At 38.5% G+C, this 20,685-nt stretch carries 22 protein-coding genes; 14 read left to right on the top strand and 8 right to left on the bottom strand.

The genetic code is table 11. The annotated features are described in order from the left end of the window. Positions 1-24 precede the first annotated feature (24 nt). The 4 genes from H6F47_RS07865 to H6F47_RS07850 all read left to right on the top strand — a co-directional run bounded on the left by H6F47_RS07865 (position 25) and on the right by H6F47_RS07850 (position 2,588). On the top strand, positions 25-1,215 hold the full coding sequence (locus H6F47_RS07865; protein WP_190648440.1) for an RNA-guided endonuclease TnpB family protein: 1,191 nt from the start codon (positions 25-27) through the stop codon (positions 1,213-1,215). A gap of 83 nt (positions 1,216-1,298) precedes the next feature. Further along, positions 1,299-1,763 carry a hypothetical protein gene (locus H6F47_RS07860; RefSeq protein WP_187040971.1) on the top strand — a complete coding sequence of 155 codons (465 nt, stop codon included), beginning with the start codon at positions 1,299-1,301 and terminating at the stop codon, positions 1,761-1,763. A gap of 15 nt (positions 1,764-1,778) precedes the next feature. After that, positions 1,779-2,333 carry a glutathione S-transferase family protein gene (locus tag H6F47_RS07855; RefSeq protein ID WP_190648438.1) on the top strand — a complete coding sequence of 185 codons (555 nt, stop codon included), beginning with the start codon at positions 1,779-1,781 and terminating at the stop codon, positions 2,331-2,333. Between the two features lie 3 nt (positions 2,334-2,336). Beyond that, a complete protein-coding gene (locus tag H6F47_RS07850) occupies positions 2,337-2,588 on the top strand; it encodes a hypothetical protein (protein ID WP_190648485.1) in 252 nt (83 codons plus the stop codon). Here H6F47_RS07850 and H6F47_RS07845 read toward each other — a convergent pair. From H6F47_RS07845 to H6F47_RS07825, 5 genes are all read right to left on the bottom strand, one after another. Then, complete coding sequence (locus tag H6F47_RS07845) at positions 2,517-3,008, bottom strand: YajQ family cyclic di-GMP-binding protein (RefSeq protein WP_137666972.1); 492 nt, start codon at positions 3,006-3,008, stop codon at positions 2,517-2,519. The genes H6F47_RS07850 and H6F47_RS07845 overlap by 72 nt on opposite strands. Beyond that, positions 2,998-3,138 carry a hypothetical protein gene (locus H6F47_RS07840; RefSeq protein ID WP_190648435.1) on the bottom strand — a complete coding sequence of 47 codons (141 nt, stop codon included), beginning with the start codon at positions 3,136-3,138 and terminating at the stop codon, positions 2,998-3,000. The genes H6F47_RS07845 and H6F47_RS07840 overlap by 11 nt, the downstream gene beginning before the upstream one ends. 233 nt (positions 3,139-3,371) lie before the next feature. Continuing rightward, positions 3,372-3,791, bottom strand: coding sequence for an MAPEG family protein (locus H6F47_RS07835; RefSeq protein WP_096571952.1), 420 nt, complete (start codon positions 3,789-3,791; stop codon positions 3,372-3,374). Positions 3,792-3,929: 138 nt separating this feature from the next. Beyond that, positions 3,930-4,433, bottom strand: coding sequence for a DNA recombination-mediator protein A (locus tag H6F47_RS07830; protein WP_096571951.1), 504 nt, complete (start codon positions 4,431-4,433; stop codon positions 3,930-3,932). Between the two features lie 245 nt (positions 4,434-4,678). Beyond that, complete coding sequence (locus tag H6F47_RS07825; protein WP_137666951.1) at positions 4,679-5,773, bottom strand: phosphotransacetylase family protein; 1,095 nt, start codon at positions 5,771-5,773, stop codon at positions 4,679-4,681. 323 nt (positions 5,774-6,096) lie between these two features. On the opposite strand from H6F47_RS07825, the gene H6F47_RS07820 reads away from it, so the two are divergent. The 7 genes from H6F47_RS07820 (at position 6,097) to H6F47_RS28450 (ending at position 13,055) form a co-directional block, all read left to right on the top strand. Next, positions 6,097-7,500 carry a glycosyltransferase family 2 protein gene (locus H6F47_RS07820; RefSeq protein WP_190347518.1) on the top strand — a complete coding sequence of 468 codons (1,404 nt, stop codon included), beginning with the start codon at positions 6,097-6,099 and terminating at the stop codon, positions 7,498-7,500. Between the two features lie 162 nt (positions 7,501-7,662). Continuing rightward, positions 7,663-8,121: a hypothetical protein gene (locus H6F47_RS07815; protein WP_242027354.1), complete on the top strand. Its 459-nt coding sequence runs from the start codon at positions 7,663-7,665 to the stop codon at positions 8,119-8,121. A gap of 38 nt (positions 8,122-8,159) precedes the next feature. Beyond that, positions 8,160-8,399 carry a hypothetical protein gene (locus H6F47_RS07810; RefSeq protein ID WP_137666953.1) on the top strand — a complete coding sequence of 80 codons (240 nt, stop codon included), beginning with the start codon at positions 8,160-8,162 and terminating at the stop codon, positions 8,397-8,399. After that, complete coding sequence (locus H6F47_RS07805) at positions 8,384-10,612, top strand: hypothetical protein (protein ID WP_190648432.1); 2,229 nt, start codon at positions 8,384-8,386, stop codon at positions 10,610-10,612. The genes H6F47_RS07810 and H6F47_RS07805 overlap by 16 nt, the downstream gene beginning before the upstream one ends. Positions 10,613-10,662: 50 nt before the next feature. After that, entirely contained in the window at positions 10,663-11,022 is a 360-nt protein-coding gene (locus tag H6F47_RS07800) for a VOC family protein (protein ID WP_190648430.1), read from the top strand. Positions 11,023-11,335: 313 nt separating this feature from the next. Beyond that, positions 11,336-12,871 (top strand): bifunctional phosphoribosylaminoimidazolecarboxamide formyltransferase/IMP cyclohydrolase, encoded by a 1,536-nt coding sequence (gene purH, locus H6F47_RS07795; RefSeq protein ID WP_190648427.1) that lies wholly within the window; start codon positions 11,336-11,338, stop codon positions 12,869-12,871. Positions 12,872-12,926: 55 nt separating this feature from the next. Then, the gene (locus H6F47_RS28450) at positions 12,927-13,055 is read left to right on the top strand and encodes a hypothetical protein (protein ID WP_277877138.1); all 129 of its coding nucleotides are present in this window, start codon (positions 12,927-12,929) and stop codon (positions 13,053-13,055) included. A 295-nt stretch (positions 13,056-13,350) separates the two neighbouring features. Here H6F47_RS28450 and H6F47_RS07790 read toward each other — a convergent pair whose 3' ends face one another. Next, a complete protein-coding gene (locus tag H6F47_RS07790; RefSeq protein WP_190648482.1) occupies positions 13,351-14,031 on the bottom strand; it encodes a biotin/lipoate A/B protein ligase family protein in 681 nt (226 codons plus the stop codon). Between the two features lie 125 nt (positions 14,032-14,156). After that, entirely contained in the window at positions 14,157-14,636 is a 480-nt protein-coding gene (locus H6F47_RS07785) for a YbjN domain-containing protein (RefSeq protein WP_137666959.1), read from the bottom strand. 184 nt (positions 14,637-14,820) lie between these two features. On the opposite strand from H6F47_RS07785, the gene H6F47_RS07780 reads away from it, so the two are divergent. Beyond that, entirely contained in the window at positions 14,821-15,918 is a 1,098-nt protein-coding gene (locus tag H6F47_RS07780; RefSeq protein WP_190648424.1) for an aromatic ring-hydroxylating dioxygenase subunit alpha, read from the top strand. A gap of 112 nt (positions 15,919-16,030) precedes the next feature. On the opposite strand, the gene H6F47_RS07775 is transcribed toward H6F47_RS07780, so the two are convergent. Then, positions 16,031-17,107, bottom strand: a complete 1,077-nt coding sequence (locus tag H6F47_RS07775; protein WP_190347513.1) for a PIN/TRAM domain-containing protein — start codon at positions 17,105-17,107, stop codon at positions 16,031-16,033. A 296-nt stretch (positions 17,108-17,403) separates the two neighbouring features. Between H6F47_RS07775 and hemW the strand changes: the two genes are divergently transcribed. Next, positions 17,404-18,573 (top strand): radical SAM family heme chaperone HemW, encoded by a 1,170-nt coding sequence (gene hemW, locus H6F47_RS07770; RefSeq protein ID WP_190648421.1) that lies wholly within the window; start codon positions 17,404-17,406, stop codon positions 18,571-18,573. 1,057 nt (positions 18,574-19,630) lie between these two features. Beyond that, positions 19,631-20,668 (top strand): S-methyl-5-thioribose-1-phosphate isomerase, encoded by a 1,038-nt coding sequence (gene mtnA, locus H6F47_RS07765; protein WP_137666974.1) that lies wholly within the window; start codon positions 19,631-19,633, stop codon positions 20,666-20,668. Positions 20,669-20,685 lie beyond the last annotated feature (17 nt).

Raw genomic sequence — 20,685 nt, 5'->3', positions numbered from 1 at the left:
ACAGAATTACAGTAAAATCACTGTATGCTACTAGGATTCAAAACCCAACTCAAAGTTAACAAGCAACAACGACTACTACTGGCGCAACACGCAGGAGTAGCCAGACACGCTTGGAATCAAGGTTTAGCACTTTGTCAACAGGTATTATTACATAATAAACTTAATCCTCAAGACAAAATCAAATTTCCCACAGCCATAGATTTACACAAATGGTTAGTAGCAGCCATTAAATCTACCCATCCTTGGTATTATGAAGTATCTAAATGCGCCCCTCAATACTCATTAAGATATTTGTCAGATGCTTTTAAATCTTTCTTCAAGAAAAGTAAAGGGTTTCCTAAGTTTAAGAAAAAGGGTAAACATGATTCTTTTACCTTAGATGGTGTCATAAAAATTGACTACAGAAAGGTAAAAGTACCCGTAATTGGTTGGATAAAAACTTATGAAATTCTCCCTACAGGATATCAACCGAAATCTGTCACCATCAGTAAACAAGCTGACAAGTGGTTTATCTCTTGGAAAATAGAAATAGAAACGACTCAAACCCAGAAAAATCAGGAGTTTGTAGGAGTTGATTTAGGAATAAATCATCTAGCAATATTATCAACAGGAGAAGTATTTGATGGAGTAAAAAGCTATAAAAAGTATGAGAAAAAGTTAGCAAGAATGCAATATTTGAACCGTCATAAAAAAGTAGGTTCAAATAACTATAGAAAAGCACAAATCAAAATAGCAAGATTACACCAAAAAATAGCCAATATCAGAAAAGATACATTACACAAAATCACCACCCATATCAGCAAAAACCACGCGGTGATAGGGATAGAAGATTTGAATGTATCTGGGATGTTAGCAAATGGGAAATTATCAAAAGCTATAGCTGATATGGGCTTTTATCAATTCAGAAGGCAGCTAGAATATAAAACACAACTGTATGGCAGTAAGTTAGTAATTGTGGATAGATATTATCCCAGTAGCAAGACTTGCTCAACTTGTGGAGAAAAGAAATCATCACTGTCATTATCTCAAAGAGTTTTTAAATGTGATAACTGTGGCTTTGAGAGTGACAGAGATTTAAACGCTGCGATTAATTTAAAACAAGAAGCGGTCAGATTGATCGTGTTAGCCTGTGGACTAGATAGTGCCGACACTTCTAGGAGTTCAGTGAGCGTAGTCGAACTGGTGAAACAGGAAGAAAAAGCCAACTTTTGTTAGCATTAGTTAGCTTTTTTGTATCGGAAGTTACCCAATGCCCAATGTCCAATGCCCAGTACAATTTAATTTTGAGTAAATTTCCTATGACAACAACAATTTCTTATGCAGATGCTTTAGACCTTACAGCCGATGATTACATTGTGATCGGCTTGGCAACCTGCTTTTACAAAGAAGATGGAGAAGTACACCAAATCGAAGTTATAGAACCTATTCCCTCAGCAGCATTAGAAGCAATATTAAAAGGCATTCCTACCTCATACAAACTTGCCTGTGCAACTACTTTGGGAAGTATCTTGGATGGTGATAAGCTGTTATTGCCTGATGGATTTCCTGATTCAGCACAGTTTGCAGATGAATTTGTACAACGGGCATTTTCAGCTGCTCGCACCTACAAGCGTCGTGAATCAGCCCAAACCCTGATTCCCGCAGGAACAACCAAAACCGATTTTAATTATTCTACAGAACGCAAACGGGTGCTAAATGCCGCTAGAGTTGTCACTAAAGACGACAACGTTAAACAACATTCTCACACTCACAAAGTTCTTTGATTTTAAGCAGTTATTATGTTGAAACTTTACGGTGGCGCTTTTAGCCGTGCATCAATTGTGCAGTGGTATTTAGAGGAACTACAAGTTCCCTACGAATTTATCCTTTTGGATATGAAAGCAGGTGAACATCGACAACCTGAATACCTGGAAATTAACCCAATAGGCAAAGTTCCAGCAATTGTGGATGGTGATTTGAAACTATGGGAATCAGGGGCAATTTTGCTGTATATTGCGGAAAAATATGGTAAAAATCCGATTTCCCTAGAGGAACGTGCCATATTTTCCCAATGGGTATTATTTGGTAATTCCACCTTGGCTACAGGAATTTTTGTGGAAGCCAACCGCGAGCGAGAAATGCCCCGCCTATTAACTACCCTGAATGAAATTTTTGCGCGGCAACCTTTCTTACTTGGTGATGAATTCACTATTGCCGATGTGGCTGTGGGATCTATACTCGCTTATATTCCCATCATGCTCAAGCTTGATTTGAGTGAATATCCAGCCGTTGTTAACTATATTCAGAAAATTTCTGAACGTCCAGCGTTTAAAGACAGTATCGGTAAAAGGTAAAAGGTGACTGGGGACTGGGGACTGGGGACTGGGGACTGGGGACTGGGGACTGGGGACTGGGGACTGGGTAATCATTTTATTTTTCCAAATTACCAATCACCAATCACCAATCACCAATCACCAATCACCAATCACCAATCACCAATCACCAATCACCAATCACCTATCACCTATCACCAATATCTAACGATAGTTTGTAAACTGCAAAGCTACAGGAAAATCTTCTTGTTTGAGTCTCTGGATCACAGCTTGTAAGTCATCTTTAGCTTTGGCTGTAACCCGCACAGCATCACCTTGAATTGAGGCTTGGACTTTTTTAAATTCATCACGAATCAATTTAGAGATTTGTTTGGCTATGTCTTGACTGATGCCTTTTTTGAGGTTGATTTCTTGCCGCAAGCGGTTGCCGCTGGCAGATTCAACTTTACCAAAATCAAAGATTTTTTGAGAGAGGTTACGTTTGGCTGCTTTTTCCCGCAGTATGCCATGTACAGCCTCTAAAGTCATATCGCTGTCAGTGTTAATAGTAATGCTGTTTTCGCCTAACTCGACAGTTGTTTGTGTGTCTTTGAGATCGTAACGGCTTTTGATGTCTCGTATAACTTGATCAACAGCGTTAACTAATTCTTGACGGTCAAAGTCGCTGACAATATCAAAAGAAAAACTAGAAGCCATAAAAAAATTGAATGTGAAATGTTTTATTTGGTAATTGGTGATTGGTGATTGGTAATTGGTAATTGGTAATTGGTAATTGGTAATAGGTAACTAGGGTTTGCTGAATAAACCTAAAACCTTGATATATCAAAGGTTAGAGGCTGATAAACACAGAAATTAGTGCAAGGGTTTTGAAGGGTATACCGGAAAAAGTGTGCATTTTTTGGGATTTCAAGAGATGGCAAAGAAATTTTCAAATCTTCTCCTGACTCCTGACTCCTGACTCCTGACTCCTATGCCCTCACGGAAAGACTTTCTCAGCAACCCCTAACTAATGATTTACTGTCACCTGTCACCTGTCACCTGTCACCTGTCACCTATCACCTATCCTGAAACTTTCATGATACTCAAATAGAAGAGAGTGGCAGAACTAAAAGAGCCAATACCAAACATGAGCGATCGCAAAATGGGGATATTGGCAATATAAAAAATAGAGTATAGTAACCGAGCGGGGATAAAGGCGATCGCTGCCATTGCTGCTAAAGGAGTATTCACCCCACAGACATAAGCCATTAGAGATGCAGCACTGAAAATCATGAATGCCTCAAAAGAATTTTGATGCGCCCAGGTAGCTCTTTGGGCATAAGGAGGCAATTGATCAAACATGGCACGAGGGGCAGATAAATCAAAACCAACCTGCGCCCGACCGTAAGCTACGAATAAAAACGGTACATAAATGAGAACTGCGGCGGCAGCAATAGAGTACAAAAAAATAGCAGGTATAGGTAGTTGCAATAGGGACATTAACCTAATAAATACTGGTACTGGTAGTAGTTTTTAGTGAGCGCAAAGGAATACTGAGTAATTTAGATAAAACATTACCCAGTACCCACTGGTAATTACCCATCTCTATCATTAGCGGTGTGGAGACTGCGTTTCACTTTAATCAAAGTAGAACAGTGTCACCACTTTTCTTTGTTCTTCTGCTTCTCCACAGGTTTGTAGCAGGGTGCGACTGTCGTGGAAAGCAAAGCAGATGAGTTGCTGACAACGGGAGACAATCTCCTTGTTGCACAGGTAGCTGGCCTCAGCTAAAGACAGATTATCATTACTGGGATTTTCGACTAGATGCATGACCTGCTCTAGTTGTTGGCGTGATTCGTAAGGTTGACGTTCCAGGCTTTGGGGTAGGATGACCGTCAATAAGTTCGGGTCAGCCCGTGTTGCGCCCTTGATGGCAGCGGAATTAGTACCTGTAGCACCGGAAGTAATGATGCGATTGCCCGATAAAACTAGGGCATAAGTCATCATTTCAATGAGATTTTGATGAGTAATTGGCACATGACGGGAACCCAACAAGGCGATTCGTTTAGAACCTGTTTGCTGGATGGTCGCCAGTTCCTGCGCTAATGTATCAAGGTTGATAAGTTCTGTTGACTGGCTCAAAGATGGAGGTGATCAGATTAAACAACCTAGATATTCTATCAAACAGCGTGTAGGTAAGAAGCCAACTAGAGTTACAGATTTCTCTGTTTTCTTGATTATTTTGTTAAGTAACAAAAGATTTTGTTGATGGCAGTGCTTTAACAAAATAGGTAGTTGGAAAAAATTACTGTTCACTGTCAGGCTTTGGAAACAGGCAATGGTAGGATTTACGCTGGTGAAACTGGTAATTTGGGTCAATAATCCGACTAAGATAAAGCGGCTGCTGGTTTGACTCCTAGTTGAGATAAGAAACGGTTAATGTCAAAATGTTCGGACATTAATTGGCTAATGCACTCTACTTTGAGAGGTTCGTGGACACGAACTTGTCCGAAAGTGCGGTCAACAATTTCCACTGTGGTTAAGGTATCGAGGTCAACAGATAAAATCGGTATTTCTAATTCTTCGGCGCGATTGAGAATAAAGGCGGGAGGGGGTAGTTGTCCGGTGAGGATCAGGCATTGGGTAGAAGTTTCTAAAGCGGCTTGTTGAATTTCCACGCGATCGCCTCCTGTGACTACTGCTTTGTTACGGCGTTTGCGGAAATATTTAACGGCGGCGTTAACATTCATCGCCCCAATGGCCAAACTTTCCACTAATAAATCTAGGCGATCCCTGCGACAGAGAACTTCAGCCTGTAATTGTTTTACCAGTTCTCCCACGCTCACGCTACGGAGCAAGTCACTTTTTGGCAACATTGCTAATACAGGAATGCCATGCTCTTCCAAAAATGGACGTAAGAGATTATGACCTGCTTCTAATTGTTCGGTGGGAACTTCATTAATGACAACACCAACTAGGCGATCGCCTATCAATTTCTTGGCAGATAACAACGCCTCTACTGAAAGCAGGGATTTATAACGATGTACGAGTAGCACACCCCCATCTAAAACTTCAGCCACTTCCAGTAAGGACAAGCCAAATAAATTACCTTCTGGTAAATTACCTGGTCCTTCCAACAGCATCAAATCACCCCGTGGTATTTGTAAATAATGCTGTACCAGTGACTGCTGATAATCAGCTTTGTCTTCACCACGTAACCGTTTTTGGACACTGACTTCATTTAAAGCAAGTAAGGTGGGTGCAACACGATTTTCCGGCAGTTTCAAGCTATGAGAAATAAACTGCACATCTTCTTCAACTAAGCTACCATCGGCGGTCTGTACACAATTACCCAATGGTTTGCCGTAAGCTATATCCAATCCTTTTTGCTTTAGCTGATGAGACAAACCCAAAACAGTTGCGGATTTACCACTGTAAGTCTCTACTGATCCAATCAGCAAATATTTAACAGATGTTGGCACGCCATGCACTCCTAATTTCAAACGTCTGTTGAACCCAGCTAGGTGTTTCCTAATTTTAGCTGAAGCAACAGAAATCGTTGATTTTGGTGATTGGTGATTGGTGATTGGGGACTGGGGACTGGTGATTGGGGACTGGGGAAGAAAATTTTAGATTTTAGATTTTAGATTTTAGATTGGAGATCACAAAAACAATCCAAAATGATCTCACAAAGCGACAGGTTAAGTCGGTCGGGGTTTAGCATTGTTAAATACCTAATTGTGGGCTTTCTGCTGTAAAAACTGTAAACTTTAAACAAATAGTGGTTTTTTACTTAAATTAAACTATGCCAGCGAATTCCTGGCCGGAAAACGACGCTTACAACGGAAATTCTGATCCTCTTAACTCCCTGCTGTCTGACCTTTCAACAGAGGAGGAGTTAACGGAAGGGATCAAGACTGTTTATTCTTCATCCCGCTTTCAAGGACGTAGACCCAAAGCTGTCCTCATGTTAACTGTGGTTTGGGGTGGAACTATTGCTTTACATTTGGTTTCCTGGGGTTCTATTTTTATTCTTGGACTGACGGCAATTTTAAGCATTCATGCGTTCAGGATTATTTTTGCTAGACCCCGCCACCATCATAAGGAAATACAGGGAGATTTACCCCGTGTTTCTGTGTTGGTAGCTGCAAAAAATGAAGAAGCGGTCATAGGCAGATTGGTTAAGAATCTTTGTAGTTTAGAATATGCTAATGGTGAATATGAAGTCTGGATTATTGATGATCATAGTACGGACAAAACACCACAGTTATTAGCAGAACTACAGGAAGAATACAAGCAACTCAAAGTTTTCAGGCGTTCTGCTGATGCTATTGGCGGTAAGTCTGGGGCTTTGAATCAGGTATTACCTATGACTAAGGGTGATATTATTGCCGTGTTTGATGCTGATGCCCAAGTTAACCCAGATTTATTGTTACAGGTTATTCCTGTGTTCCAAAGAGAACAGGTGGGGGCGGTGCAGGTGCGAAAGGCGATCGCCAACGCTAAGGAAAATTTTTGGACTAAGGGACAAATGGCGGAAATGGCTGTTGATACTTGGTTTCAACAACAAAGAACCGCTATTGGTGGACTGGGTGAACTGCGGGGAAATGGTCAGTTTGTCCGCCGTCAAGCTTTGGATAGCTGTGGTGGTTGGAATGAGGAGACTATCACCGATGATTTAGATTTGACTATTCGCTTGAATTTGGATAAGTGGGATATTGAATGTATGTTCTATCCCCCAGTTCAGGAAGAAGGTGTGATAACTGCGATCGCCCTTTGGCATCAACGTAACAGATGGGCTGAGGGTGGTTATCAGCGTTATTTAGATTACTGGGATCTGATCCTCAAAAACCGCATGGGAACACGGAAAACTGTGGATTTACTGATTTTTCTGCTGATTATGTATATTTTACCTACAGCAGCAGTACCAGATTTATTAATGTCTGTGATTCGCCATCGTCCACCTATATTAGCGCCTGTTACTGGTTTGTCGGTAACAATGTCTTTTGTCGGGATGTTTGCTGGGTTACAGCGCACACGCCAAGATCAGAAAACATCTAATTATTTGGTGTTACTTCTGCAAACCATTCGCGGCAGTCTTTATATGTTGCATTGGTTAGTAGTTATGAGTAGCACTACTGCCCGGATGTCGGTTCGTCCCAAGCGTTTGAAGTGGGTGAAAACTGTACATACTGGTGCTGAACATTAAGAAAAGCAAGATAGGTAGGGTGTGTTAGTAACGCACCTTACATTTTTTTACTAATTTTTTTTAACGAACCGCAAAGAACGCAGAGAAATAGGAATTGTTGGTATTATACCTAAATGGCGATCATAGCTGATAAAATTACCAATTTATTCCTATGATAAAATAATGATACTAATTGATTTATTTATTGTCATAATCATTTTTATTTGGGTTTTATGGAGAGTTAGAATAGGATTTATTTCTAGTTTTACTGGTGGTAAACTGGATGAATATATTAATAGATGGGAGATTTATGCACCGCGATCCTATGAAAAGATTAGAAACAGTGATGATGTTTTAAATATTGCTAAAAATACAGGTTTTTCCGAAAGTAAAATTAAAAGAATAAAAGAGCATATATTTTTTCAACAACATCAATTAGATGATAGTATTAGAACATTTGATCCCGATCCTGATATTGCTGATGCTTGGTTTAGATTACAAACAGGAGATTATAATAATGAGGATATAAAGTTATTAGAACATGAATATTTTGAATCTCGGTTTGAAGGAATATTTAAAACAGATTATCGTACTGCCCATAATGCTACCCTGAAATCAGGGAGAACTTGGACTCCTGAATAAATAAAATCAATATTGGGTGAAAATTATAGGAGAGTTTTATGGCTTTTTATGTAATGTTAGTTAAGGTTAATGAAGATGATCAAGGTGTTACTTATAATTTCGGTACTGACCCCGAACATTTAGGGAAAGTTTATCTTGATAAACATAATGGAAAAATTCAAGAAATTGAAGCCATTAATATTGAAAATTATCAGCATATTTTCACCAGAGCAGTGGTTAAATTACGTCAGCATTGGAAAGCAGGTAATTTTCCCGATCATACTTGTTGGGCTTCTTAAGCGAATTTTATCAAGGGAAGTTTTGGTTATTGTTAGATGGTGTTGATGAAATGGGAGAATCTTCACCTATACAAGCATTAAATAAAATTGCTCAAGAGTTAACAAACTGGTTAGGACAAGCAAGAGTTATTTTAACTTGTCGGTTAAATGTTTGGGATGCTACTACTAATAATAATATTTTACCTGGGTTTACTACTTTTAAAACTCAAGAATTTACACCTGAAGATGTAGAGAAATTTATTAGAGATTGGTTTGCAAAAGCGAATAAGATTAATCATGGTGAAAAGTTAATTGCACAATTGCGGGAAGAAGGGAAAGAAAGAATTAGAGAGTTAGTAACTAATCCTTTAAGATTAAGTTTATTATGTCAGATTTTTGATCAAGATGAAAATGGAGAGTTACCAGAAACTAAAGCTCAATTTTATCAGCTTTTCACTCGTTATTTTTATGAATGGAAACCGGAGTTAGTTCCTGATTTAATCACATCTTATGAACTAAGAGAAAAGTTACATCAAGGGTTAGGTAAGTTAGCTTTAGCAGGAATTAATAGTGATGTGAGATTTAGATTAAAAAGAAGTTTTGCTGTTAAAGCAATGGGTGATGAAAGGTTATTTAATTTAGCTTGTGAGGTTGGTTGGTTAAATCAGGTAGATAGGGATGCTGTAAATGATGAAGATGTTTATGCTTTTTTTCATCCTAATTTTCAGGAATATTTTGCAGCTTTAGTTATTGATGATTGGCGTTATTTTTTAAATCATGTTGCTGATAATCCAGATCAGGGAGTTTATCGGGTTTTTGAGGCTAAATGGAAGGAGGTAATTCTATTATGGTCTGGTAATAAAAATGGAGGACAAGCATATCAAGATCAAAAAGAGGAATTTATTAAAGCATTATTTGATTTTCAAGATAATTGTGATAATTTTTATTGGTATCAATCCATTATACTTGCATCTCATATAATTACTGAATATAAAGAATGTAGTCTTGCAGAAGCTATTGTATGGTTAATTTCTTCTTGGGCAGTTGGTGATTTTAATGAGCAAGAACAGAAATGGCAAGATTTTCCTCTATATATTAAAAATTTTGCAAGCAAAGCACTACTAAAAACCAATAGTAGTTTAGCAGTTGAATTTTTAGAAATTTTCATAGAATATAAAATCGGAGAGACAGGAAAAATTAATCTGCGGGATCTTGAATGTTTAGGGTTAATTCAACCAGGAAATTATTATGCTGTTAATAAAGTGATTTATCTATTACAAAATAGTAAAAATTGGTCAATTCGTCAAGAAGCAGCAAGGATTTTAGGAGATATTGCTTTCGGTAATTTGGAAGCTAAGAATGCTCTTCTTGAAGTGATTCATACCAAAACTGGTGATCTCCTTGCTTCCATTCCAGATTTTAAGGTTGACTCTGAGCCAGACTCTATTACTAAATTAAGGCAAGGATTAGAACGTTCCAAGATATTGAATAATAAATCTGAACTGGATTTTAGAGCATCGGAAAGTCTATATAAAATTGACCCAGGCAACCCGGAAGCTATCAAAACTTTAATAAATATGTCCTGTTGGTATATAAGTGCAAAATGGTTTCCTCGTGATATGCAGTTAGGTTTTTCTAAAAAGTTATGGGAAATTTTAAATCTGGATAAAATACCTAAGAAAATTTTCGATTCCACTAAATATAGAAAAGAATCTCAGGAATATATATGGCATTGCGCCCAAAATATGAGTTATCCAAAATTTTACCATGTGTGGCATAGCAGTAAATTATCACTTAAAAACCTAGAAAACCAATTTACAGATACCCATTCCCTCCTCACCCAACTCCAACCCACAACCAAAACATATCCCCTTCCCCTCAACCTCAAAAACCTACAAAACGAAACAGACATCATAGAAATATCTCAAGAAATTTGCAACCAAATTTACCTCACAGCATTTACCGCACCCGAAGAAATTCCCACAGTTATCAACGCACCTCAACTAAAAAGCAAAATTCCCCAAATCAAAAAATATCTAAAAACCGAAAACCTAGCATTAATTATCAACAACTGCGAAGCAAATGAGACTATTATCAACTTCTGTAATAAACTCACAGATGTATTACATATCGCCTTCATCACAGAACAACCATTAAACCCACCATTAAGAGGTTTTCCCCAACAACAAAACCTACTCAATACTATTCAAAATTGGATTAATGAGATAGAATAAAAAATTGAAAACCCTTACTCAACAACTCATCAAAAAACCAATCCCATCAAATGCAAATTACCCAAAGTCTCCACACCGCCATCCTCGTCACCAACCTAGAACGATCAGAACACTTTTATGGCACAATATTAGGACTAGCAAAAATTGACCGCACCCTTAAATATCCCGGCGCATGGTATCAACTCGGTAACTATCAAATACATTTAATAGTATCCCCAACCGTCCCCACAGACAACCAAAACGAAAAATGGGGACGTAACCCCCACATTGCATTTTCTGTTGTTGACTTAGAAGCAGCAAAAACAGAATTACAAAATCATAATTACCCATTTCAAGCAAGTGCTTCCGGTCGTCCTGCCCTCTTCACAAAAGACCCCGATGGAAATATTATTGAACTTAGTCAACAATAATAGTCGTAGGGGCGAAGCATTCGGAAAATAGCTTTGGAGAAAAATTAATAATTGTTCGCCCGAATGCTTCGCCCGTACAGGAGTCAGGAGTCGGAATATTTGCTGATATCAGGAATATATAGATAGAAATTACGCAAAATCTCTCTTATACCCTCTTCCCTTCGTGTCCTTTGCGTCCTTTGTGGTTCGTTTTCCGTGCTTGAATTATCTGCAATTCTCAAAAGATATCTAATTCTACATTTCCCAACAGCACCCCATTAGGTAAAATAAACATCTATTTGCAAAATTGTAGTCCAAAACAAACAGGGGAACTATGGCGCGTCTGGCATTGCTGAGTGTATCTAACAAAACTGGTATAATTGACCTAGCCCGCAGCTTGGTTGAGGAATTTGGCTTTGATATTATCAGCAGTGGGGGAACAGCCAAAACCCTGAAAGATGCGGGAATCCCGGTGACAAAAGTTTCTGATTATACAGGATCACCAGAAATTTTAGGCGGTCGGGTAAAAACTCTCCATCCCCGCATACATGGCGGAATTTTAGCACGGCGCGATTTAGAACAAGATGTCAAAGATTTAGAAGATAACCAAATTCGTCCTATTGATCTCGTCGTCGTTAACCTTTATCCTTTTGAGGAAACCATTGCTAAACCCGGTGTCACCTTAGCAGACGCAGTAGAACAAATTGATATTGGCGGTCCGGCAATGTTACGCGCCTCATCAAAAAACTTTGCCCATTTGACAGTATTATGTAATCCTGATCAATATGATGAGTATTTGCAGGAATTACGCCAAAATGACTCGGCTTCTTTAGAATTTCGCCAAAAATGCGCTTTAAAAGGATTTTTGCACACCGCAAGTTATGATAACGCCATTGCAGCTTACCTAGCGGGTACGCAAAGCGAAGGTTTACCAGAAACTTACACTGTTTCCGGTACACAAATTCAACCTCTGCGTTATGGAGAAAACCCCCATCAACCCGCAGCATGGTATCAAACGGGAACTAAACCCACTGGTTGGGCAGCAGCAACGAAACTGCAAGGTAAGGAACTCAGTTATAATAATTTGGTAGATTTGGAAGCTGCACGCCGCATTATTGCTGAGTTTACCGCAAGTCCGGCAGCGACAATTATTAAACATACTAACCCCTGTGGAACTGCGGAAGCAGAAACAATTTTTGATGCTTATCAAAAAGCTTTCAATGCTGATTCTACATCAGCTTTTGGTGGTATTGTGGCTTTAAACCGGGCTATTGATGCAGCCACAGCGACGGAATTAACGAAGACATTTTTAGAATGCGTGGTTGCACCGAGTTGTGATGAAGAAGCCAAGGAAATTTTAACTAAGAAAGGTAATGTCAGAGTGCTGATTTTACCAGATTTGTTGACTGGACCGAAAGAAACTGTGAGAGCGATCGCTGGTGGTTTCTTGGTGCAAACTGCGGATGATATCGTTGCCGATACCGCTAAATGGCAAGTTGTCACCAAACGTCAACCCACACCGGCTGAGTTAGCAGAATTATTATTTGCTTGGAAAGTTTGTAAACACGTTAAATCTAATGCTATTGTCATCAGCAAAGATAGAACGACTTTAGGAGTAGGTGCGGGACAAATGAACCGGGTAGGTTCGGCAAAAATAGCACTGGAACAAGCGGGAGAAAAAACCCAAGGTGCATTTTTAGCTAGTGATGGTTTCTTCCCCTTTGATGATACCGTGAGAACTGCTGCTGCTGCGGGAATTACTGCTATTGTGCAACCAGGGGGAAGTCTGCGAGATAAAGACTCTATCCAAGCTGCTGATGAACTGGGTTTATTGATGCTTGTAACTGGTGTAAGGCATTTCTTACACTAATTTAGGTGATTGGTGATTGGGAAATAATTAATCCTGTAAAATCGGTACGTATTTTGTGATGGAAAATAATAAACATTCCCAGTCACCAGTCACCAGTCACCAGTCCCCAGTCACCAGTCACCAGTCCCCAGTCCCTAACATTAGTGCAGTTGTAAAAGTGGCACTCAATAGATCCGTTTTTTGATCGGTACAGTTAACATGATTTTTGTGTGTGAGGAGTAAGTTGAACTAAAAAACGCTTGGGGTGGAAACACGGCAACACTCCCAGGCGTTTTTTATTTGGCTGTATTTTCCCTGCAAACGATATATTTAATTTACTAATATAAAATTTCAAAGAAAACTCTTGCTATTCTATTGAACCAGTGATATATTCTAGTTGTGTGTGAGGAGCAAAGTTCAAAAAGCGTCTGGGGTGGAAACACGGCAACACTCCCGGACGTTTTTTGCATAGTATGAAATATAAAAACCAATATTAATATCTATGCCAATTTATCTAAAATGTTTTTCCACTCAATTTCAGAAAGTGGTTGTATTTCAACCTGCATATTAAAACTATCACAAGCAGCAGTAATTAACGCATCTATTATTTTTTCCCGATGGATATTTTCAGGTAGTTTCACAGGAGTAAAAGTATCTTTCCCAAAGACTTGTTTAAATAAATCCCCATCTGGGTGTAAAATTATAGAACCATGTTGTAAAATTGCCCTTCCCCGTCGCATTTGGGCGCTACCAATTAATTTACTGCCATCTGCTAAAATTAAATCTGCACCTGTGGCAGTTGCAAAACAGTTAGGGTTGTGAATATAACCACGGCCAGCTTGACCATAGCTTAACTCTACACCGAGCGATCGCCATCCAGCAATCAGAAATTCACAAATCTTTGTATAAGCTTGTAAACGACTACCCGGTATTTCTGAAGTTATGACTGCGTAGGTTAAATCTCCTTGGTGTAAAACTGCTCTACCACCACTAGGACGGCGTACTAAATCCAGTTTATCACCATCCCCAGTTAAATTGGTGGTGAGATTTTCCCAAAATTCCGGGTATTTTTTTTGATGATAACCCAAAGAAATCGCAGGAGGCGACCAAGTATAAAACCGCAGAGTAGAAGGATGTTTTCCTGACTCATGCTGTTCTAGCAACCATCTATCAACTGCCATTTGTATTTTACCAGCAGCTGCAAAATAAGGAATTAGTCGCCAAACCTGTTTTACCACAAAATCTATCTAAAATCTAAAATCCAAAATCCAAAATCTAAAATCTAAAATCTAAAATCCAAAATTGCCTATGCTGCACCAAACTCATCTATCAAAGGCTCATCATAGTTATCCGCGATGGTAGCAACAATAGTAATAATACGGGAAATTTCCCCTGGTGACAATTCTGCTACAGTGCGTGTGCAAATGACAACCACCTGATTTTCAATAATGCCAAAACGAGCTTCCAAGGTAACGGTACAGTTCAACTCTAACAGATAACGCATTAATTTTGGTTCATCTTTAGCAGGTAATTTCAGCACCGCAGACCAAACCGTGATAGTATCTTCATCAGTAGTACCTGTGAGTTGTACAAATACTTCCACTGTTCCATATTTAAACTTCCACAGATAAGCACCATCTGGTGTGTGACTCACCATTGCGCTATTATCTTGTTGTAGGGTGCTAATGACGTTTTCAATTAATTCTACATGACTAGGAGCCGATGTTTCAGCAATAAGTTCATCAACTAATTCATCAGGAGTGAGGGTTTCTTGGTAGCTTGTCATACAGATTTTTTCCTCAATATAGTTACTGCTTTAATCTACAACTACTTTATCGTTTGTAGGCAAAATTGGCTTGTGTCACAAGTTTAGGGAAGAGGGAACAGGGAACAGGAAAGAAGAAATAAAGGCAAAAATCAAATATGATTTCTATATTATATCTTGGAATATACCTAATTATTAATATTTTATGCAACAAATAATACCTGGCAATCATGCTTCTATTTCTCCAAATTTACAAACAAGTGTCCGCAAATTAGCAATAAACCCCAATCAATGGTATGTAGTTGCACGGAGTAATGAAGTCACAAATAACCCATTGGCTGTAACGATTTGGAAACAGGCGATCGCACTTTATCGAGATAGTACAGGAAAAGTTCACGCTTTAGAAGATCGTTGTCCTCATCGTCAAGTTAAACTGAGTCATGGGCAAGTAATAAAAAACGAATTAGAATGTGCTTATCATGGTTGGCGGTTCAATAGTGAAGGTGAATGTGCAGCAGTTCCCTATTTAGCAGATAATCAAAAATTGCCAACTTGTCAAATTCGCCGTTATCCTGTGAAAGAACAAGATGGTTTTATTTGGTTATTTCCGGGAAATAAAGAACCAAATATAGAACCAAATATAGAACCAAATATAGAACCAATGGGTTTACCAGAATGGGATAATTTAAATTATATTGCCACAGTTTCCGTGATTCAAACTCAAGCCCATTATTCTTATTTAATTGAAAATTTGATGGATATGTATCACGGACATTTGCATCAAGATTTACAAGCTTGGGCGGAAGCATCACTGCAAAATATTGATGAAGATGAAAATAAAGTTCATGCCCATTATACAGCCCAAAGTTATTATAAAATAGATAAAATTTGGTCAATCTCCCAATTATTTTTCCCTGCTTTGCGTCGGTTGCATCCTGAACCACTAGATGTGAGTTATGTTTATCCTCATTGGGTTTCTACCTTGGGTAATGATTTTAAAATTTACTGTTTATTATGTCCAGTAAACGAGACAGAAACTAAAGCCTATTTAATTCATTTTACCTCACTCAATGCGTTTTGGAGATTACACAAATTACCTGTATGGTTTAGGCGGTTTATTAAAGATAGCTTATTTGGTGCAGCACAGAAATTACTTGACGGTTTGGTGGTACAAGATGTAAAAATGATAGAAGAAGAACAACAAGCTTTTTTACAAAATCCAGAAATTAGAAATTATGAGTTAAATCGAGCTTTGGTAAGTGTGCAAAAATTGATGAAAACTCAAGTTGAAAAGTCAAGTTGAAAAATTGGGTGAGGTGTTGATACAGTAGGAGTCAGGAGTCAGGATTAAAATACAAAATCCCTGACTCAAGAAATCAGGGATTAGAAAACAGCTGTTTTTCTTAGCATTTCCCTCACGCTAAAGCGGAAGCTTGAGGTTTCGCAAAAATCATTCTCCCTGCTGAGGTTTGTAAAGCACTGGTGACAACTACCCGTAGTTCAGCACCCACAAAACCGCTTCCTTCCTCAACAACTACCATTGTTCCATCATCAAGATAACCAATACCTTGAGTTGGTTCTTTACCTTCTTTGAGAATTTTCAAATCAATATTATCACCAGGTAAATAAGAAGGACGCACCGCATTTACCAAGTCATTAACATTCAAAACTGGGACTTTCTGCACACTAGCAACTTTTGATAAATTGTAGTCATTAGTTAACAGTGTTCCGTTAATTTCTTGGGCAAATTTTACCAGTTTTGCATCAACTGTATGAATCTCTTCATAGTCTACAGAATTAATTACAATCCTTTCTGGGTAAGTTTCCCGGATGCGGTTGAGAATGTCTAAACCTCTTCTACCTCGCACCCGTTTTACATCTTTACTGGCATCAGCGACTTGTTGCAGTTCCTGTAAAATAAACCGGGGGACAATTATTACTCCTTCTAAAAATCCCGTTTCTAACAATGCTTCAATGCGGCCATCAATAATGCAGCTAGTATCTAAAACTTTAGTATTTGCAGGTTTGAGAGTTCCTTCCACTACTAAAGTTTCCACAGTGTTAGGATTAATTAAGCGTAATAAACCCCGTCCGTGGGTATCTGCTAAATTCATACCCGTTACGGAAAGTATGATACTGCCAACAACAGCTACTAGAGGTTTAATAAAGCTGAAATCTGCGGGAATGGGTAATAAAAATAGCGGGGCTAACATTAAATTAGCCAGTAACAACCCAATTACTAAACCAATAGCACGAGTTAAAATGACTTCTAGAGGCATTTCCTTAACTTGTGCTTCTAAACGACGGTAAGTAGTCTGGAAACTTAAACCCACTGCACCACCGATGATAGCAGCAAAGACAGCAACAACTAAGCGTAAAGCGTCTAGGTTGGTTACTCCGTCAAGAGTTCCAGGGGGGAGGAGGTCGGTACTGAAATAACCGATTCCCGCAGAGGCGATAATAAATGAGAGAATGATAGTGAAATCAAGCATGATAATTTTTCCTGCGACTGTGTTTACCCATTAGGGTAAGGTATTTTTTATTTCAACGGTGATTGCTTGGGAAATATGAACTTACACTATAGGTTTACCAGTTAATACAATTATGCAAACATTATACCCAAAGACTTTTCCTTGCATAATTATTATTATTTTTGTTATCAAAAGATGAATTGTTGTAAAGAAACTGAGAATGGGTAATGGGTAATTGGTAATTGGTGATTGGTAATGGGCAATTTATCACCTAATGTAGATATTAAATAAATCTAAAATCTCAAATCTAAAATATTATGAGTTTTTCTGTTCCTACTGCTGCTTATGTACATATTCCTTTTTGTCGGCGGCGGTGTTTTTATTGTGATTTTCCGGTGTTTGTGGTGGGCGATCGCTCACGGGGTGAAACATCACATACAATTAGTCAATATGTTGAGGCAGTTTGTCAAGAAATAAACTCTGCACCCACTTTTAATCAACCTTTAAAAACCATTTTCTTTGGTGGTGGTACACCTTCGCTGCTATCTACAGAACAATTACAACAGCTTGTAACAACATTAGAAAAGCGTTTTGGCATTGCATCTGGGGTAGAAATTTCAATGGAAATGGACCCCGGTACTTTTGATTTAGCACATATCACAGGATATAAAAATGCAGGTGTGAACCGGGTAAGTTTAGGTGTGCAAACGTTTCCAGCAGAATTGTTAAAAATTGCAGGGCGATCGCACTCAGTTGAAGATATTTTTGCAGCTATTGATTTAATTCACCAAGTCGAAATACCCGAATTTAGCATAGACTTAATTTCTGGTTTACCACATCAGTCTTTAGATCAATGGGAAAATTCCCTAACTAAAGCGGTAGAAATTGCCCCTACCCATATTTCTATTTATGATTTAACCATAGAACCGGGTACAGCTTTCGGACGTTATTACCAACCAGGAGATCAACCGCTACCGACAGATGAAACCACTGTCAAAATGTATCAATTAGGGCAAAAAATATTAACAGATGCAGGTTATGAACATTATGAAATTTCTAACTATGCCAAAAGCGGACATCAATGTCAACATAATTTAGTTTATTGGCAAAATCTGTCTTATTACGGTTTCGGAATGGGTGCAGCTAGTTATGTACAAGGTAAACGCTTTACCCGTCCTCGTAAAACCAAAGAATATTATCAATGGTTAGAAAATGGTGCAATAATTGATTGTGACATCACACCTATAGAGGAAGAATTGTTAGAAACTTTAATGCTGGGTTTGCGTTTAGCATCGGGTTTGAATTTAAAGACTTTAACCCAAAAGTTTGGTACAGAAAAAGTAGAAAAAATTAAACAATGTTTGCACCCTTATTTTGATCAAGGTTGGGTACAAATTATGGGGGAAAAATTGCGGTTAACTGATCCTGATGGGTTTTTATTTTCTAATGTTGTGTTAGCAGATTTATTTGATAAAATGGGAGAATAAGATCAATTTTGAGTAAGCATTCAGCTATCAGTAATCAGTAATCAACTTAAACCTATAATATAGATAGGAGTTGCTGAGAAAGTCTTTTCGTAGAGGTAGGGAATAGGGAATAATCCTGTAAATTTCGATTTATGATATAATTTCCCCTTGGACTATTCTAAAATCTATCATAACATAACCCTCTCAGAAGTCAAGACCCTTGAAATTACGTTGAGTCATTCGCAGCTATTCTCAATAATTTTGGGTGAAAAATGCGAGGTGAAACTTTTTTGGGAAAATTGAGTTAAGAATTGTTAAATGGAACTGTGGCACAAAAAAGCCAGATATTTTCCCTACTTGGTCATATTCCCGAAGCGATCGCTCATCATCATCCCAAAGTTGTAATGATGATTCTTTATTTTCCCCAGTAGTGGGTGATTGGTGATTGGGGACTGGGTAATCAATTTAAAATTTGATCTTTCCCCATCGCTAATCACCTGTTTCTCAATTAATAGCCCCTATTAATTTAAATCAAATATCCCATTTATTCAGATGAAAACTGAAAAACTAATCTGCGTTTATCTGCGTTCATCTGCGTTTTCTATTCTATATTATAAATTCCAATAAAAAATCTGATCCAGTGGGAATTTCAATTTTTGGGTATATAAACCCCTTGGATTATTTTCAAGACTATCATAACACAACCCTGTCAGAAGTCAAGACCCTTGAAATTACGTTCAGTCATTCGCAACCATTCTCAATAATTTGAGGGTAAAAACGAGTGTTGAAACTTTTTTGGGATTTTTGGGTCAAAATCATGTTAAAAATTGTTAAGCAAAAAACGCAGATGATCAGAAAGATTTGCGATCGCTCATAATCAACCCAATGTTGCTATGATAATTGTTTATTTTCCCCAGTAGTAGGTGACTGGGGACTGGGGACTGGGGACTGTTGACTGGGAAGAGAAGCAGGGGAAGCAGGGGAAGAATATTGAACTTTTACCTTTTACCTTCTGCCTCCTGCCTTCTGCCTTCTGCCTCCTGCCTCCTGACTCCTGACTCCTGACTCCTTTGAAATTATGCTTTATCCCGTTGTTTGGCAGAATAACTCAGTTTTACTCATAGATCAAACCCGTTTACCAAATGAGTATGCAGTGGTAGAAATTAATCGTAGCGAAGACATGGCCGAGGCCATTATAACTATGATAGTTAGAGGTGCGCCGGCTATTGGTGTTGCAGCTGCTTACGGGATGTATTTGGGTGCAAGGGAAATTGAAACCAGCGATCGCACGGAATTTTTAAACCGTTTAGAACAAGTTGCCCAGTTATTGCGTTCTACCCGTCCCACTGCGGTAAACTTATTTTGGGCAATTGGGAGAATGATGCAAACAGCTTATGAAACTCTGGGAACAATAGCAGAAATTAAACAAATTCTCCTAGAAACTGCCCAAACTATCAACGCTGAAGATATCCAAACCTGTGAAAAAATCGGTGATCACGGTTTAACAGTTTTACCCAAAACCCCAGAAAAGTTAATCATATTAACTCACTGTAATGCCGGTGCTTTAGCAACCGCTGGTTATGGTACTGCTTTAGGGGTAGTGCGTTCTGCTTGGAGAGAAGGAAGACTCACACGAGTATTTGCAGATGAAACCCGTCCCCGTTTACAAGGTGCAAAACTCACTGCTTGGGAATGCGTACAAGAAGGAATTCCCGTTACTGTAATTACTGATAATATGGCCGCCCATTGTATGCAACAAGGTTTAATTGATGCGGTGGTTGTCGGTGCTGATAGAATTGCTGCCAATGGAGATACTGCTAATAAAATCGGTACTTATAGTTTAGCAATTGTAGCTAAAGCTCATAATATTCCGTTCTTTGTCGCTGCACCGATTTCTACTATTGATTTTACCTTAGCTAATGGTAGTCAAATTCCTATTGAAGAACGTCATCCTTCAGAAGTTTATCAAGTTGGTGATACTGTTTTGACACCTTCAGGAGTAGAATTTTATAATCCTGCTTTTGATGTTACTCCCGCAGATTTAATTACAGCCATCATTACAGAAAATGGTGCTTTTGCTCCTGGGGATTTGGTAAAGTGTCATCATAATTCGTGAGCAATTCAATCAATACA

Source organism: Sphaerospermopsis sp. FACHB-1094, assembly GCF_014696195.1.
GTDB classification, from domain to species: Bacteria; Cyanobacteriota; Cyanobacteriia; order Cyanobacteriales; family Nostocaceae; genus Sphaerospermopsis; species Sphaerospermopsis kisseleviana.
Note: the sequence above shows the minus strand (reverse complement) of the source record. Positions and strands in the feature narration are given on the sequence as shown.